This window comes from Buchnera aphidicola (Periphyllus lyropictus), assembly GCF_024029895.1.
Taxonomy (GTDB): domain Bacteria; phylum Pseudomonadota; class Gammaproteobacteria; order Enterobacterales; family Enterobacteriaceae; genus Buchnera_J; species Buchnera_J aphidicola_BA.
Map to the genome: position 1 here is coordinate 150,696 of NZ_CP097457.1, position 15,431 is coordinate 166,126.

Genomic DNA, 15,431 nt, shown 5'->3' on the forward strand with positions numbered 1-15,431 from the left:
TTTATCCATTTTTTATTATTAAATTATGAAAATTTTTTATTCCTATTTTTTTCATAGATTTTTCCCATTTATTTTTAATAGATATATTAAATAATATATTTTTGTTTGAGAGTGTTAGTAACCAATTATTATTATATATTTCTTTTTCTAATTCTTTTTTTTTCCATGAACAATGTCCTAAGATTATTAACATTTTTTTAAAATGCTTTTTTTTTTTTAAATATTTTAAAATATCTTTAGATTTTGTAATAGAAACAGATGGTGAAACGTATATGTTTGATAAAAAAATTTTTTTAAAACAATGTATAACTAATCCTTTATTTTTTTCTTTTAATCCTCCTAATATAATTGGATTATTTATTTTATTTAAAAATTTTTTTTTCATAATTTTTATATTTGTTTTTTTTAAGAAACTTTTTACTGTTAAATTTTTTATTTTTTTATTTATTATTACTCCATTAATTTTAAAATTATTATCTTTATATATATATATTACTGTACGATAAAAAAATGAATTAGAAAGTTTTTGTGTAGAAATTAATAAATGATTTTTAAAATTAACGATATTCATTTTTATTACCTAATTTACATAAGTTAATAAACATATAATAAATAAAAAATTTTTATAATAAATTATTTATAAAAAATATTTAAACCAATTCTTTTAATATAATTTTATATTATACAAATTTTTTTAGTTTTTATAATTTTTTTTATAATTTTATTATTTTTTTTTATTTTTCTTCATATAAGTTTTCTGCATAATTATCAAATCTAGAAAAATTTCCATTAAATGTTAAACGTATAGTTCCTATAGGTCCATTTCTTTGTTTTCCAATGATTATTTCTGCTATTCCTTTAAGATTTGTTTCTGGGTGGTAAATTTCATCTCTATATATAAATATAATTAAATCTGCATCTTGTTCAATTGAACCAGATTCCCTTAAATCCGAGTTTATAGGTCTTTTATCTGATCTTTGTTCTAATGATCGATTTAATTGTGATAATGCAATAATAGGAACTTTTAGTTCTTTAGCTAAAGATTTTAGATTTTTTGAAATTTCAGCTATTTCTAAATTTCTATTTTCTGATATTGAAGGAGCATTCATTAGTTGTAGATAATCTATCATTATTAAACTAATTCCTTTATTTTTTTTATATATTTTAAGAGCTCTTGTTCGAATTTTATTTGGAGTTAAATAAGATGAATCATCTATATATATATTTTTTTTTTTTAACAAAATATTTATTGTACTAGAAATTCTTGACCATTCTTCATCATTAATTTTTCCAGTTCTTAGATTTTTTTGATTAACTCTAGATAAAGAAGATAACATTTTTGTTATAATTTGTTCACATGGCATTTCTAAACTAAAAATTAAAATTGGTTTTTTATAAATCATAGAAGCATTTTCACATACATTCATTGCAAAAGTTGTTTTTCCCATAGAAGGTCTAGATGCTATAATAATTAAATCTGATTTTTGTAGTCCAAATGTTTTTTTATTAAGATCTTTATATCCTGTATCAATTCCTGTTATTTTATTTTTTGGATTTTTTAAAAGTTTTTCTAAATTTTTTATTGAAATATTAAGAATTTCTTTAATATTTTTTGGTCCTTTTTTATTTTTTGATCTTTTTTCATTAATTTTAAATATATATTTTTCTAAATAATTTAAAATTTCTTCACTTTTTTTTCCATTTGAATTATATCCTAAATTTTCAATTTTTTTTGCCATAAAAATTAATTCTCTCATAAGAGAATTTTCTTTTATTATTTTTGCATAAGATATAATGTTTGAAATACTAAAAATATTATTTGATAGTTCAGCTAAATAAGAAAAATTTCCAATTTTTTTTAATAATTTTTTATTTTTTAAAGATTCTGATAGTGTAATTAAATCTATTGGTTTTTTATTATTTGCTAGATTTTTCATTTCATTAAAGATAATTTGATGAGAATGGCTAAAAAAATCTTTTTTTTTTAAACATTCTGATATTTCACTCCATTTTTTATTTTTTAACATTAATCCACCTAAAACTGATTTTTCTGCTTCAATAGAATAAGGTGGTATTTTTTCATTAAAAAACTTTTCTCCATATTTTTTGTTTTTTTTGTATAAATTAGACATTTTTATTTTAAGCCGTAGTTTTTTTAATATTTTAGATATTTTTTAAAATCTAAATTAATATTAACATTTTTTTTTTTTTTATTTATTTCATTTAAAAATTTTTTCCATTTTTTAGAATTTTTTTTTTTATAAAAAATTCCATTTATATGTCTAGTAATAGAATTTAAAGTTGTTTTTTTTTTTATTTCTTTATTTATATATTTAGATATTTTAAATAATATTTTTTTGATTTTAATTTTCTTTTTTTTTTTGAATATTTTTTCTTCAATTTTTTTTAAAATTAATGGATTTTTATATGCATATCTTCCTAACATAACTCCATTTACGTTTTTTAAATGGTTTTTTATTTCTTTTATTGATTTAATTCCTCCATTAATAATAAATGTTAAATTAGGAAAATCTTTTTTTAATTGATATACATATTTATATTTTAATGGTGGTATTTCTCTATTTTTTTTTGGACTAAATTTGTTAAGAATAGCGTTTCTTGCATGAATAATAAATATTTTACATAATTTGTCTTTTGATGTTTCATAAACAAAATTACTAAGAAAATTATATGTATTATTATTATTAAATCCTATTCTTGTTTTGATACTAATAGGTATAGGAATAGAATTTTTTATTAATTTTAATGAATTTACAATTATTTTTGTTTTTTTCATTAAAGTAACACCTAAATTATTTTTATTCATTTGAATAGATGGACATCCTATATTTAAATTTATTTCATTATATTTTTTTTTATATGCTAATTTTGCACATTTAGCTATTTTTTTTGGTTTATTTCCTATAATTTGTAAAGAGACCATTTTTTTTGAATCTTTATTTTTAAATAATTTAAATTTTTTATTTAATAATGCATTTGTTGTAATCATTTCAGTATATAAGAATGCTTTTTTTGTTAATAATCTATGAAAATATCTACAATGTTTATCTGTATATTTAAACATTGGAGCAACACATAATTTATGTTTATTCATTTTTTTATTTGATAATTTATAATTAAATAGTTAATTATAAAGTATTTATTTTATAAATATAGTATTATTAAAAATTAAGTTTTTATATTGGGGTTAGAATATGGCTAGTAGAGGAATTAATAAAGTAATTTTAATAGGTTATCTTGGTCAAGATCCAGATATTCGTTATATGACTAATGGATCAGCTGTAGCAAATATTAATATAGCTACTTCAGAAAGTTGGAAAGATAAAAATACTAATGAAATTCGAGAAAGAACTGAATGGCATAAGGTAGTTTTATTTGGAAAGTTAGCAGAAATTTCAGGAGAATATTTAAAAAAAGGATCTCAAGTATATATTGAAGGTTCTTTACAAACTAGAAAATGGAAAGATAAAAATAATTTAGAAAGATATACTACAGAAATAATTGTTAATATTAATGGATCTATGCAAATGTTGGGAAATAGAAATAATTTTTCTAAATTTAAAGATAATAATTTAAGTAATTATAAAGAAAAATCTAATTTAAAAAAAAAAAATAAATATTCTTTAAATAATTCCAATAAAAAATTATTATTAGATGACGAATCAAATACAGATTATGAAGATGATATTCCTTTTTAATAATTTTTTTAAATAATAATATTTTTTTAAAACTTTCGTATAATTAGATTATTATGTTTTTAATCTAATAAACGAAAGTTATTTTATAAAAATACTTTATTTATTTCTATTTTTTATCTTATTAATATATTTTTTTATTTTTTTATAAAATATGTTTAAATTAGATATAAATGGAGCATGATTTGATTTTTTTATGATTATAGATTGTTTATTTTTTAAAATTTTATCAACTAAATAAGATATTTTTTTTGGAACTATAATATCTAATTTTCCGTAAATTCTAAAAAATGGAATTTTTATTTTTTTTATTAATTTTCTTGTATCTATTTTATATAATATTTTTATATTAAATTTAATACATTTAGAATTAGGTTTTTTATATTTCTCTATTTTTTTTTGAAGTTTTTTTATTTTTTTTTTATTTTTAGATTGAATTTGAAGTATTAAAAAATTTTTTATAGATTTAGAATAATTTTTTATTAAATCATTTTCCATTTTTTTTATTTTTTTGTATTTTATTCCAGGCCAATATTTTTTTTTAATAAAATATGGAGAGGAACATATTGTAATAATAGCAATTATTTTTTTTTTAGATTTTAAAGTTAATAAAGTTGCTAAAATTCCTCCTATAGACCATCCTATTATTATAGAATTATTTTTAATTTTAAATAAATTTTTTCTTAAATATTTTTTTAGTTCAATATAAAAAAAATTTTTTTTTTTTTTTGGAGTATGAAGATTTATTGTATAAATATTATATTTTTTTTTTAATTTTTTTTTTAAGAAAAACCATATTTTTTTATTAAATCCTAATCCATGTATTAATATTAAATTAATTTTTTTTTTCATTATTTTTTTTAGATATTTTTTTTTTTAAAATATTTAAATAGTTTATTAATAAAATTAATTATATATTTAATTAAAATTTTATTATAAAATTGATTTAATATTAATAAATTTAATGTATATTTTACAATGATTATTATTTCTAAAAATGCACAAGAATATATTTATAGATTACTTTTAAAAAAAGAAAAAAATACACATATTAAAATATTTGTTAAAAATGCTGGAACTGAAAAAGCAGAATGTAATATAGAGTATATATCTTTTAAAGATATTAAAGATAATGAAAAAGAAATTTGTTTTAATAAATTTAATGTTTATGTTAATAAAAGTGATATACCTTTTTTAAAAAAATCTATAATAAAATTAGTAAAAAATGATTTAAATTTTGAATTAATGTTAAGTTCTCCTTATATTAAACAACCTATTAATAAAAATTTTTCTTCTTTGAGTGAAGAAGTTAATTATTTTATTAATATGCATATTAATCCATTACTTTTATCTCATGGAGGAAAATTAATTTTAATAAAAATTAATAAAAAAAAACAAGCGATTATAGAATTTCAAGGAGGTTGTAATGGTTGTTCTATGGTAAGTTCTACTTTAAAAAATATGGTTGAAAAACGTTTACTAAATAATTTTAGTCAACTAACTCAAGTTATTGATTTTACTAAACATAAACCTAATAAATTTTCTTATTATTAATTTTTTTTTATAAGTTTGATTTTTTATTTATATAAAATTTTTAAAATTATTATATTATTTTTTATAATTTAGAAGTTATTTCGCCTCTTAGATTTTCTTTTATTTTCATTTTAATTTTTTTAATTGAAATTTTTTGACTGAATAAAAAATGTAATTTTGTTAAAGTAGCTTCAATTGTTAAGTCTAAACCACTAATCACTCCAAATTTAGAAAGAGTTTTCCCAGTAGAATAATTATTCATATTTACTGTTCCTGATATACATTGAGTTAAATTTACAATGATTATTTTTTTTTTTCTAGCTTTTTTAAATTGATTTAAAAATTTTTTATTTTGAGGTGCATTTCCTGTTCCATAAGAACATAAAATTACTGCTTTTACTGGTTTTAGAAAATAATTTTTTAAAATTTTTTCAGAAATTCCAGGATATATTGTTATAATATTAATTGGTTGATTAGAAATTTTATGAACAATGAGTTTTTTTTTTTTATTTTTTATTTTTTCAATTCTTTTTTTTTTTCCTATTTCAAATAAAGGAGGTAAATTAGGAGAAGAAAATGCATCTAATCCATTTGCATTAATTTTTGTAGTTCTATTTCCTCTATATAATTTATTATTAAAAAATAATGTTACTTCTTTTATTGAATAATTAGCTGCAATTAAAAGGGAATTAATTAAATTTTTTTTTCCATCAGATTTTTTTTCACATAAAGGAATTTGAGATCCTGTAATAATAACTGGTTTTTCTAAATTTTCTAATATAAAAGATAAAGCAGAAGCAGTATAGGACATTGTATCAGTTCCATGTAAAATAATAAATCCGTCATATTTTTGGTAATTATTTTTTATATCATAAGCTATTATTTTCCAGTTTTTAGGTGTCATGTTAGAAGAATCTATTAATGGTTGATATTCTTTTATTTTAAATTTAGGAAGATATTTTTTTTTAAATTCTGATATTTTTTTAATTTGTTTTTGTAAAAATCCAGAAATTGGAATGTAACCATTTTTAGATTTTTTCATTCCTATAGTTCCTCCAGTGTAAGCTATATAAATTTTTTTTTTCATATTATACTCTTTATGTAAGAAATTTATTATAAATTTTTTATTAATTAATTTTAGTTCAATATTATATTTTAGTAATATAGTATAAAATTAAATAGAATTTTAAAAAAATATTTTTTTTAGTTTTGTAATTTTATAATATTTTTTTATTTTTTATTTTTTATCTTTTTTTTTTAAATTTTAAAAAAAAATAAATTTAACAAGAGAATATTTTTATTTAATGAAACCAAAAATTTTAGATTGTCATAGTATTGTTCAAATTAAGAAAAGATGTACTTTTGCTATCATTTCTCATCCAGATTCAGGAAAAACAACAATTACAGAAAAGTTTTTATTATTAGGAAAAGTAATTCATGAAGCTGGAACTATTAAATCTAGAAAATCTAAAAAATATGCTAAGTCTGATTGGATGAGAATTGAACAAAAGAGAGGAATTTCTGTTACAACTTCTGTAATGAAATTTTCTTATTTAAAACGTTATATTAATTTATTAGATACTCCTGGTCATGAGGATTTTTCTGAAGATACTTATAGGGTTTTAACTGCTGTAGATAGTTGTTTGATAATTATTGATGCATCAAAAAGTGTTGAAAAACGTACTAAAAAATTAATGAAAGTTGCAAGATTAAAAAAAATTCCTGTTATTACATTTATAAATAAATTAGATAGAAATTCTTATGATTCATTAAAAATTTTAGATGATATTGAAAAAAAATTAAAAATTTTATGTGTTCCTATAACTTGGCCTATTGGATCAGGAAAATTTTTTAAAGGAGTTTTTAATGTTTATGATAATACAGTATCTTTGTATAAAAAAAATTTAAAAAATTTTAAAGAAAATATTTCTATTTATGATTATTCTTATTTAAAAAAAATTTTTTCTAAATATGAATTTAAGAAGTTAAGAGAAGATTGGGAATTAATTACTTCTTGTTACCAAAATTTTAATAAAAAAAATTTTAATAAAGGAATAGAAACACCTGTATTTTTTGGAAGTGCATTAGCAAATTTTGGAATTGATCATGTATTAAATAAACTAGTTAAATGGGCTCCTTGTCCGACTTTTAAATATAGTTCAAAAAGAAAAATATTTTCTATAGAGAAAAATTTTTCGGGATTTGTATTTAAAATACAAGCAAATATGAATCCTAAACATCATGATAGAATAGCTTTTATACGTATTGTTTCTGGAAAGTACAAAGAAGGAATGAAATTATATCATGTTCAAAATAAATCTATTTATGTTGTTAAAAATGCTATTAATTTTTTAGCAGGAGAACGTTTTATTATAAAAGAAGCGTATCCTGGAGATATTATTGGAATTTATAGTAAAGGAAATATAAAAATAGGAGATACTTTTACAGAAGGTGAAAATATAAATTTTTATGAAATTCCAAAATTTCCTCCAGAATTATTTAAATGCATATATTTAAAAGATTCTTTGCAACAAAAAAAATTATTATCTGGTTTAAAACAATTATCTGAAGAAGGAGCTGTACATATTTTTAAACCATTTGTTAACAATTATATTATATTGGGAGTAATTGGTTCTTTACAATTTGATGTTATTTTAGAAAGATTAAAAATAGAATATAATGTTTTAGCAAATTATAGATCTACAAATATATCTTTTATTCGTTGGATTACTTGTAATGATTTAAAATTGTTAGAAGAATTTAAATTAAAAAATTATTCTTCTTTAGCATATGATAGTAATAATGAAATTGTTTATTATTCTAATAGTTTATTTAATTTAAATATAATTATTTCTAAATATAAAGAAATATGTTTTTTAAAAACAAAATAAATTTTTTATTTTTTAAAATTTTATTTAGTATATTTTTTTAATTAAAAAATTTAAAATAATAATTAATTTTTTTAATAAAAAATTTTTTATAGTTTTTTTTATACATTAAAAATTTAAATTTAATAAAAAATTTTATAATTTTATTTTTTTTTATTTTTTTTTTTAATATATATCTTTTAGGAATTAATTTAATAAATATTTATATAAGTTTAAGTATAAAAAATTAGATATTTTAGATTATAACTTAATATTTTTATTATTTTAGATATAAATTTTTTTAAACAAAATTTTTTAATTTTTTTTAAAATATATAAAGCTTTAAGATATTCGTATAAAAAAATTTAAAAAGGTTGAAATAAAATTTCTAAATTTATAATTAATTATAGATATAGTTAGATTTATAAAATTAAAGATAATTTTTATATATATATTAGGAAATTAATAATTTTTTCTATTTTAGATAAAAAGAGTTATTTTTATAAAATAGAAGATATTTTTAAAAATTTATTTTAAAAGAAATTTCTAAAAAAAACTGGAATATTAAATTTTTTAAGAAAATTTTATTTTTCTAAAACTGATATTATAAATTTATATAGAAATAAAAATATTAAAAATAAAAAATTAAATTTTTTTTTATTTTTTTTAAATTTTTGGTTTATTTTTTATTTAAAACTTTTTAAATTTTTAAAAAATAAAACCAATTTTTTTTTAATTATTATTTTTACAATGGTTTTAACTATAATTAGAAAAGCACGAATAATATTAGAGAGAATTTTCTAGTACTTTTATATAAAAAATTTAAATATAAACATATTTAAGTTTAAGAAAAATTTTCTTCATATTTTTAAAACTATTTTAAAATATTTTAATATTTTGAAAATGGAGTTTAGAAAAATTTTAATAAAAGTTTGTATTAATAAATTATTACTATCAATAGGAAAAATATTAATATGGTTACTCCACATTTAAATTCTAATATTTCAGATATTTCTGATGTAGTAATTATTTCAGGAGATCCATTAAGAGCAAAATATATTTCTAAAAATTTTTTAAAAAATTCAATTCAAATAAATAATGTTCGTTCTATGTTTGGATATACTGGATATTATAAAAAAAAAAGGATTTCTATAATGAGTCATGGAATGGGTATTCCTTCTTTATCAATTTATGTGAATGAATTAGTATCAGAATATAATGTAAAAAAAATTATTCGTTTAGGAACTTGTGGAGGAATTAATAAAAAAGTAAAAATAAAAGATATTGTTTTTGCTATGGGAGCTTCTACAGATTCTTCAATAAATCGATTACGTTTTGGTGGTTATGATTTTTCTTCTATTTCTGATTTTAAAATGTTATATCAAGCTTATATAATTTCTAAAAATTATAATTTTAATGTTCATATTGGTAATATTTTTACTACTGATTCTTTTTATGGAAAAGATTCTATTTTTTTTAATTTAATTAAAAAATTTAATATTTTAGCAATTGATATGGAAACTTCTGGTTTATATAGTTTATCTTCTGAATTAAAATTTAAATCTCTTTCTATTTGTACAGTTTCTGATGAAATTTTTAGTAAAAAAAAAATTACTTCACTTGAAAGAGAAAAAACTTTAAATAATTCTATTTTAATTTCATTAGATTTAGCTTTATTAAATTAGTTTTTTTAAAAAATTTAACAAAATATTTTAAAATAAAATATTTTGGTGAGAAAGGGATTCGAACCCTTGATACGTTTCCATATACACGCTTTCCAGGCGTGCTCCTTAAGCCTCTCGGACACCTCACCAAATTTTGATCTTTTAATAATTTTAATAAAAAATAAAAAAACGTCAAGTTTTTATTTTTAAAAAATTATTTTTATTATAATTATTTTTTATATAAAAAATTTTTTTAAAATTTAAGTATTTTTTTAAATTAATTTAATTAGGATATAATTTTTATTATAAGAAAAAATTAATTTTTCTTTTTTTTTTAATTCATTATAGACATTTTAATTTATTTAATTTTTATAGAAATAAAAATATGAAAAAAAAAAATTTATTTTTAATAGGTCCTATGGGTGCAGGAAAAAGCACAGTAGGGAAATATTTAGCAAGAAGACTTAAGATGAAATTTTATGATTCTGATCAAGAAATAGAAAGAAGAACTGGAGTAGATATAAATTGGGTTTTTGATGTGGAAGGTGAATCTGGATTTAGAAAAAGAGAATCTCGTATAATTTCTGAATTAACAGAAAAAAAAGGTATTGTTTTAGCTACTGGAGGAGGATCAGTAATTTTAAGTAAAAATAGAAAATTTCTTTCTTCTAGAGGAATTGTTATTTATTTAAATATTACTATAGAAAAACAATTAATTCGTACAAGGAAAGATAAAAATAGACCTTTATTACAAATAAAAAGTTCTCTAAAAGAAACTTTAAAAAAATTAGGTAAGGAAAGAAATTTTTTGTATAAAAAAATTTCTGATATTATGATTAATGCAGATAATTATAGTGCTCCAACTATAGTTCAAAATATTATTAATACATTAAATTTATGATATTTAATAATGTTTTTTTTATTTTTTTAATAAAAGAGAAAATAATGTTTAAAAAAATTATCGTTAAATTAAAAAAACCTTATCCAATTATTATTGGTTTTGATATTTTTAAAAAAAATAAAATAATTTCATATTTTAATAAAAAAAAAAAATATGTTTTAATTACTAATCCAATATTATTTAAAATTTGGGCAAAAAATATTATAAAATATTTAAAAATTAATAATTTTATAATAGATTTTATTATAATACCTGATGGAGAACGTTATAAATCTTTAATAGAAATTAATAATATTATTACACAGCTTTTAAAGAAAGAATATGGAAGAGATACTGTTTTAATAGCTTTTGGAGGAGGTGTGATTGGAGATATAACTGGTTTTGTTGCTTCTATTTATCAAAGAGGAATAGAATTTATTCAAATTCCTACTACTTTATTAGCTCAAGTAGATGCTTCTATAGGAGGAAAAACTGGTGTTAATCATGATTTAGGAAAAAATATGATTGGATCTTTTTGGCAACCTAAATATGTTATTATTGATTTGTTTTTTTTATCTACTTTATCTAAACGTGAATTATTTTCAGGATTTTCAGAAGTAATAAAATATTCTATTATTTTTGATAAATTTTTTTTTATTTGGTTAGAAAAAAATTTTAAAAAGTTAATTTTATTAAAAAAAAAACAATTATTTTATTGTATAAAAAAATGTTGTAAATTAAAATCTCATGTAATTTCTTTAGATGAAAGAGAAGAAAATAATTTTAGAGCTTTATTAAATTTTGGTCATACTTATGGTCATGCTATTGAATCATATACACGTTATAGTAAATTTTTACATGGAGAAGCTATTTCTATAGGTATGGTTATTGCATTGAGAACTTCAAAAATATTAGGTTTATTAAAAAAAAATATAATTAATAGAGTTATTTTTTTATTAAGATCTTTTAATTTACCTATATATTCTCCTACTAATATTCCTATTTTTAGTTATTTAAAATATATGAAACGAGATAAAAAAAATTTTTCAGGAAAAATAAAGTTAATTTTACCTCATAAAATTGGTTTAGTAAAAATTTATGATAATGTTTGTGAAAAAGATATTCTTGATGCAATAAAAAGTTCTATTAAATAAATATTATTGAATATTTATTTGATTAAATTTTTTCTATTTTTACTTAAAAATGGTTAATAAAACATGAATAAAAAATTTTTATCTGCATCTATTTTGTCAGCAAATTTTTCTATTTTAGGAAAAGAAATAAAAAATGTTTTAAAATCTGGAGTAGATATGATTCATTTTGATGTAATGGATAATCATTATGTTCCAAATTTAACTTTTGGACCAATGGTTTTAGATTCTATTAAAAAATTAAATTTTTCTGCTCCGATTGATGTTCATATTATGGCAAAACCTGTAGATGATCTTATTTTAAAATTTGCTAAATGTGGAGCTACTTTTATTACTATTCATCCTGAATCTACTAAACATCTTAATAGAACTTTAGATATTATTAAAGAAAATGGATGTAAAGTTGGTTTAGCTATTAACCCAGCTTCCTCAACAAAAATTTTAGATTATGTTATAGAAAAATTAGATTTGATTTTAATAATGTCTGTAGATCCAGGTTTTTCTAATCAGAAATTTATATTAAATACTTTTAAAAAAATACATAAAGTAAAAAAAAAAATAAATTTAATAAAAAAAAAAATATATATTTCTGTAGATGGGGGGATTAAGATTTGTCATATTCAACCTTTATTAAAATTAGGTGTAGACATTTTAGTTATAGGATCATATATATTTAATAATAATAATTATAAATATATTATTAAAAAAATTAAAAATAAGATGAATTTTTTATAAAATTTATTTCATATAAATATTTTTTTAATAATTGAGATATAAAAAATAATGAATAAAAAAAATTTAGTAGTTTTTAGTGCTATTCAACCTTCAGGAAATTTAACTATAGGAAATTATATTGGTGTTTTAAAACATTGGAAAAAATTTCAGAAATTTTATAAATGTATTTTTTGCATTGCTGATTTACATTCATTAACTTCTTTAAATAAAGAAAACATTTTAGATAGAAAAAAATCTATTTTAGATACTTTAGCATTATATTTAGCTTGTGGAGTAGATCCAAATAAAAGTATTATTTTTATACAGTCTTCTGTTAGTGAACACTCTGAATTAAATTGGATTTTAAATTGTAATACAAATTTTAAAGAGTTAATGAGAATGACTCAATTTAAAAATAGTCTTAAAAATATTAATAATAATTTAAATGCAGGTTTATTTAATTATCCAACTTTAATGGCTGCTGATATTCTTTTATATGATACTGATAAAGTACATATAGGTAAAGATCAGAAACAACATTTAGAATTAACAAGAAATATTGCTATTCGTTTTAATAATTGTAATAAAAATATTTTTAAGATACCTGATTTTTTGATGATTAAAACTGGTTCTAAAATTATGTCTTTATTAAATCCTAAAAAAAAAATGTCTAAGTCAGATAAAAATCATAAAAATGTAATATTTTTGTTAGATAATTCTGAGGAAATATTTAAAAAAATTAAATCTGCTGTAACAGATTCAAATAATCCTCCAAATATATTTTTTGATCCTAAAAAAAAACCAGGAATTTCAAATTTATTAGTAATTTTTTCTACTTTAAGTGGAATATCTTTGTGTGATGTTAAAAGTTATTTTTTAGGAAAGTCTTATTCTCAGTTTAAAAATATAGTATTTAAAGTTATTAATAATTGTATTAAAAAAATTCAAAAAAAATTTTTTTTCTATAGAAAACAAGAAGAATTATTAATAAAAATAGCTTTTGAAGGAGCAAAAAAAGCTTCTTTTATTGCTAAAAGAAAATTAAGTGAAGTTTATAATTCTTTAGGATTATTAAAAAAATTTTAATTTTTTTTTTTTTTTTATTTATTTATTTTATTTTTTATATATTTTAATTAATTTTATTAAAATATATAAAAAATTTTTGTTTAAAATTATATAACTTTTTTTCTTTTTTTTTATTTTATTTTTTATGTAATTTATTTATTATTTTTTTTTTATAAAATAATATTAAAAATATAAAAAATACTATTAAATATAAAATATTAGAAAAAAATAAAGAGTATTTTACTCCTTTTAAACGTACAATTGGAGAAGTAATTAAAAAATTAAGCATAGTTCCTATTGTTCCAGAAAATAAAGTAAAATTAATTATCTTTTGAGATGGTTTTTTTGTTTGTAAAGAAGAAAGAGTGATAATCATGCTATAAATAGAACTTGAAAAAAAACCTAAAAGAGAAATTAAGAAAAGAGATAAATAATAATTTTTATTTTGTATAAATAAAAACATAATTATTGTGGATATACTAGATAAAAAAAGAATAATTTTTTTTAAGTTAAAAAATTTTATAATATAACTAAAAAACCACATTCCAATCATATAATTTATCCAAAAACTACTAATAATAGTACTAGATTTTTCAATTGTAATATTCATATTTTTTATAGAATTTTCAGGAATCCAAGATATAAATCCTAATTGTCCTAAAATATATATTAATGCAGAAAAATATAAAAGAATTACATTTATATCTAGATATTTATTATCATAATTTTTTTTTTTTTTTTCTTTTTTTAAAATTTTTGGGTATTTTATTTGGTTAGAAATTAAAAATATTATAAAATATATTAAACTTATCAATATATATATATAATTCCATTGAATTTTATAAGTTATAAAAAATACATTAATTGTTGGAAATACGAATCCTGATATACTAAAGAAAGAATCTGTTAATAACATTTTTTTTATTCTTTCTTTTTTTTTATATAAATTTGTAATTAAAAATGTTCCAATAGATAAAGTTGTTCCACTTATTAATCCAAATAAAAATATACTAAAACAAAACATGTTTATATTTTTTAATATTATTGATGTAGTTGTTGCTAATATCATTAAAATAAATCCAAAAAAAATTTGTTTTTTTAAAGAAAATATTTTTATTAACCAAGAATTAAAAAATATAGATATTAATATTCCTATATTTAAAAAATTAAATATATTACTAGCATTTGTGATAGGTATTTTAAATTGATGAGAGATATTTTGTATAACTAACCCAGTTACACTAATTAATGCACCCATAAAAGCATATGATAGAAAACTAATATAAGTTAGTAATTTTTTATTTTTATTTTTCATATTTTTTTAAAATTTAAATGTAAGAAAAAATTTTTTTAAAGATATAATAATTATTATATTGAATTTTTTCTTTGTTGTTATTAATTTTGTTTTATATTTTTCAATATTTAGGAGTTATTTTTTTGATTTATACTATTATGGTTAAAGGTCCTGCATATGGAACAGAAAATTCTATGAGTGCATTGTTATTTTCTCGTGCTTTAATTATAAGAAAAAAACATATTATTAAAAGTATTTTTTTTTATAGTGATGGAGTTTTAAATTCTAATAAATTTTTTTCACCTGGAGTAAAAGATTATGATATTAAAAAAGAATGGAGTATTTTTAGTATACAAAATAAAGTTAGATTAAATGTTTGTTTTAGTGCTGCATTAAGACGTGGTATTATTGGTGTAAAAGAAACATGTAATCAAAAAATATTAGAGGGTAATTTAGATGTTTTTTTTAAAATTTCTAATTTAGATACTTTATCTAGAGATATTAAAAAATCTGATCGTATTATACAATTTTAATTATTTAATATATT

The 15,431-nt window shown here is 17.6% G+C and carries 15 protein-coding genes and 1 tRNA gene; 9 read left to right on the forward strand and 7 right to left on the reverse strand.

Annotation, left to right across the window (positions count from 1 at the left end; genetic code table 11):
• Position 1 precedes the first annotated feature (1 nt).
• From M5J13_RS00755 to dusA, 3 genes are all read right to left on the reverse strand, one after another.
• Entirely contained in the window at positions 2 to 571 is a 570-nt protein-coding gene (locus tag M5J13_RS00755) for a YqgE/AlgH family protein (protein WP_252837416.1), read from the reverse strand.
• 163 nt (positions 572 to 734) lie between these two features.
• Positions 735 to 2,132: a replicative DNA helicase gene (dnaB, locus tag M5J13_RS00760; RefSeq protein ID WP_252837417.1), complete on the reverse strand. Its 1,398-nt coding sequence runs from the start codon at positions 2,130 to 2,132 to the stop codon at positions 735 to 737.
• Positions 2,133 to 2,155: 23 nt separating this feature from the next.
• Complete coding sequence (gene dusA / locus M5J13_RS00765; RefSeq protein WP_252837418.1) at positions 2,156 to 3,115, reverse strand: tRNA dihydrouridine(20/20a) synthase DusA; 960 nt, start codon at positions 3,113 to 3,115, stop codon at positions 2,156 to 2,158.
• A 100-nt stretch (positions 3,116 to 3,215) separates the two neighbouring features.
• Between dusA and ssb the strand changes: the two genes are divergently transcribed.
• On the forward strand, positions 3,216 to 3,719 hold the full coding sequence (ssb, locus tag M5J13_RS00770; RefSeq protein ID WP_252837419.1) for a single-stranded DNA-binding protein: 504 nt from the start codon (positions 3,216 to 3,218) through the stop codon (positions 3,717 to 3,719).
• A gap of 96 nt (positions 3,720 to 3,815) precedes the next feature.
• On the opposite strand, the gene M5J13_RS00775 is transcribed toward ssb, so the two are convergent.
• The gene (locus M5J13_RS00775) at positions 3,816 to 4,568 is read right to left on the reverse strand and encodes an alpha/beta fold hydrolase (RefSeq protein ID WP_252837420.1); all 753 of its coding nucleotides are present in this window, start codon (positions 4,566 to 4,568) and stop codon (positions 3,816 to 3,818) included.
• Between the two features lie 126 nt (positions 4,569 to 4,694).
• Here M5J13_RS00775 and M5J13_RS00780 point away from each other — a divergent pair, with 126 nt between their 5' ends.
• Positions 4,695 to 5,270: a NifU family protein gene (locus M5J13_RS00780; RefSeq protein ID WP_252837421.1), complete on the forward strand. Its 576-nt coding sequence runs from the start codon at positions 4,695 to 4,697 to the stop codon at positions 5,268 to 5,270.
• Between the two features lie 61 nt (positions 5,271 to 5,331).
• Here M5J13_RS00780 and ansA read toward each other — a convergent pair whose 3' ends face one another.
• The gene (gene ansA / locus M5J13_RS00785; protein WP_252837422.1) at positions 5,332 to 6,336 is read right to left on the reverse strand and encodes an asparaginase; all 1,005 of its coding nucleotides are present in this window, start codon (positions 6,334 to 6,336) and stop codon (positions 5,332 to 5,334) included.
• A 217-nt stretch (positions 6,337 to 6,553) separates the two neighbouring features.
• Here ansA and M5J13_RS00790 point away from each other — a divergent pair, with 217 nt between their 5' ends.
• Together M5J13_RS00790 and deoD are read left to right on the forward strand one after the other, a co-directional pair.
• A complete protein-coding gene (locus M5J13_RS00790) occupies positions 6,554 to 8,140 on the forward strand; it encodes a peptide chain release factor 3 (RefSeq protein ID WP_252837423.1) in 1,587 nt (528 codons plus the stop codon).
• 950 nt (positions 8,141 to 9,090) lie between these two features.
• The gene (gene deoD, locus M5J13_RS00795) at positions 9,091 to 9,801 is read left to right on the forward strand and encodes a purine-nucleoside phosphorylase (RefSeq protein ID WP_252837424.1); all 711 of its coding nucleotides are present in this window, start codon (positions 9,091 to 9,093) and stop codon (positions 9,799 to 9,801) included.
• A gap of 43 nt (positions 9,802 to 9,844) precedes the next feature.
• Here deoD and M5J13_RS00800 read toward each other — a convergent pair.
• Positions 9,845 to 9,929 (reverse strand) — tRNA-Ser (locus tag M5J13_RS00800).
• 236 nt (positions 9,930 to 10,165) lie between these two features.
• Here M5J13_RS00800 and aroK point away from each other — a divergent pair.
• The 4 genes from aroK (at position 10,166) to trpS (ending at position 13,611) form a co-directional block, all read left to right on the forward strand.
• Positions 10,166 to 10,681 (forward strand): shikimate kinase AroK, encoded by a 516-nt coding sequence (aroK, locus tag M5J13_RS00805; RefSeq protein WP_252837425.1) that lies wholly within the window; start codon positions 10,166 to 10,168, stop codon positions 10,679 to 10,681.
• A 44-nt stretch (positions 10,682 to 10,725) separates the two neighbouring features.
• Positions 10,726 to 11,814: a 3-dehydroquinate synthase gene (aroB, locus tag M5J13_RS00810; protein WP_252837426.1), complete on the forward strand. Its 1,089-nt coding sequence runs from the start codon at positions 10,726 to 10,728 to the stop codon at positions 11,812 to 11,814.
• A 63-nt stretch (positions 11,815 to 11,877) separates the two neighbouring features.
• A complete protein-coding gene (gene rpe, locus M5J13_RS00815; protein WP_252837427.1) occupies positions 11,878 to 12,546 on the forward strand; it encodes a ribulose-phosphate 3-epimerase in 669 nt (222 codons plus the stop codon).
• Positions 12,547 to 12,594: 48 nt separating this feature from the next.
• Positions 12,595 to 13,611 carry a tryptophan--tRNA ligase gene (gene trpS, locus M5J13_RS00820; protein ID WP_252837428.1) on the forward strand — a complete coding sequence of 339 codons (1,017 nt, stop codon included), beginning with the start codon at positions 12,595 to 12,597 and terminating at the stop codon, positions 13,609 to 13,611.
• A gap of 115 nt (positions 13,612 to 13,726) precedes the next feature.
• On the opposite strand, the gene tsgA is transcribed toward trpS, so the two are convergent.
• Positions 13,727 to 14,905 (reverse strand): MFS transporter TsgA, encoded by a 1,179-nt coding sequence (gene tsgA / locus M5J13_RS00825; RefSeq protein WP_252837429.1) that lies wholly within the window; start codon positions 14,903 to 14,905, stop codon positions 13,727 to 13,729.
• A 122-nt stretch (positions 14,906 to 15,027) separates the two neighbouring features.
• On the opposite strand from tsgA, the gene tusD reads away from it, so the two are divergent.
• On the forward strand, positions 15,028 to 15,417 hold the full coding sequence (gene tusD, locus M5J13_RS00830) for a sulfurtransferase complex subunit TusD (RefSeq protein ID WP_252837430.1): 390 nt from the start codon (positions 15,028 to 15,030) through the stop codon (positions 15,415 to 15,417).
• Positions 15,418 to 15,431 lie beyond the last annotated feature (14 nt).

Excerpts from the sequence above, each read along its gene's own strand:
- M5J13_RS00775 (WP_252837420.1), bottom strand. The coding sequence starts at position 4,568 with ATGAAAAAAAAAATTAATTTAATATTAATACATGGATTAGGATTTAAT.
- M5J13_RS00755 (WP_252837416.1), bottom strand. The coding sequence starts at position 571 with ATGAATATCGTTAATTTTAAAAATCATTTATTAATTTCTACACAAAAA.
- trpS (WP_252837428.1), top strand. The coding sequence starts at position 12,595 with ATGAATAAAAAAAATTTAGTAGTTTTTAGTGCTATTCAACCTTCAGGA.
- deoD (WP_252837424.1), top strand. The coding sequence starts at position 9,091 with ATGGTTACTCCACATTTAAATTCTAATATTTCAGATATTTCTGATGTA.
- M5J13_RS00780 (WP_252837421.1), top strand. The coding sequence starts at position 4,695 with ATGATTATTATTTCTAAAAATGCACAAGAATATATTTATAGATTACTT.
- dusA (WP_252837418.1), bottom strand. The coding sequence starts at position 3,115 with ATGAATAAACATAAATTATGTGTTGCTCCAATGTTTAAATATACAGAT.
- dnaB (WP_252837417.1), bottom strand. The coding sequence starts at position 2,132 with ATGTCTAATTTATACAAAAAAAACAAAAAATATGGAGAAAAGTTTTTT.
- M5J13_RS00790 (WP_252837423.1), top strand. The coding sequence starts at position 6,554 with ATGAAACCAAAAATTTTAGATTGTCATAGTATTGTTCAAATTAAGAAA.
- aroB (WP_252837426.1), top strand. The coding sequence starts at position 10,726 with ATGTTTAAAAAAATTATCGTTAAATTAAAAAAACCTTATCCAATTATT.
- ansA (WP_252837422.1), bottom strand. The coding sequence starts at position 6,336 with ATGAAAAAAAAAATTTATATAGCTTACACTGGAGGAACTATAGGAATG.
- ssb (WP_252837419.1), top strand. The coding sequence starts at position 3,216 with ATGGCTAGTAGAGGAATTAATAAAGTAATTTTAATAGGTTATCTTGGT.
- rpe (WP_252837427.1), top strand. The coding sequence starts at position 11,878 with ATGAATAAAAAATTTTTATCTGCATCTATTTTGTCAGCAAATTTTTCT.
- tsgA (WP_252837429.1), bottom strand. The coding sequence starts at position 14,905 with ATGAAAAATAAAAATAAAAAATTACTAACTTATATTAGTTTTCTATCA.
- aroK (WP_252837425.1), top strand. The coding sequence starts at position 10,166 with ATGAAAAAAAAAAATTTATTTTTAATAGGTCCTATGGGTGCAGGAAAA.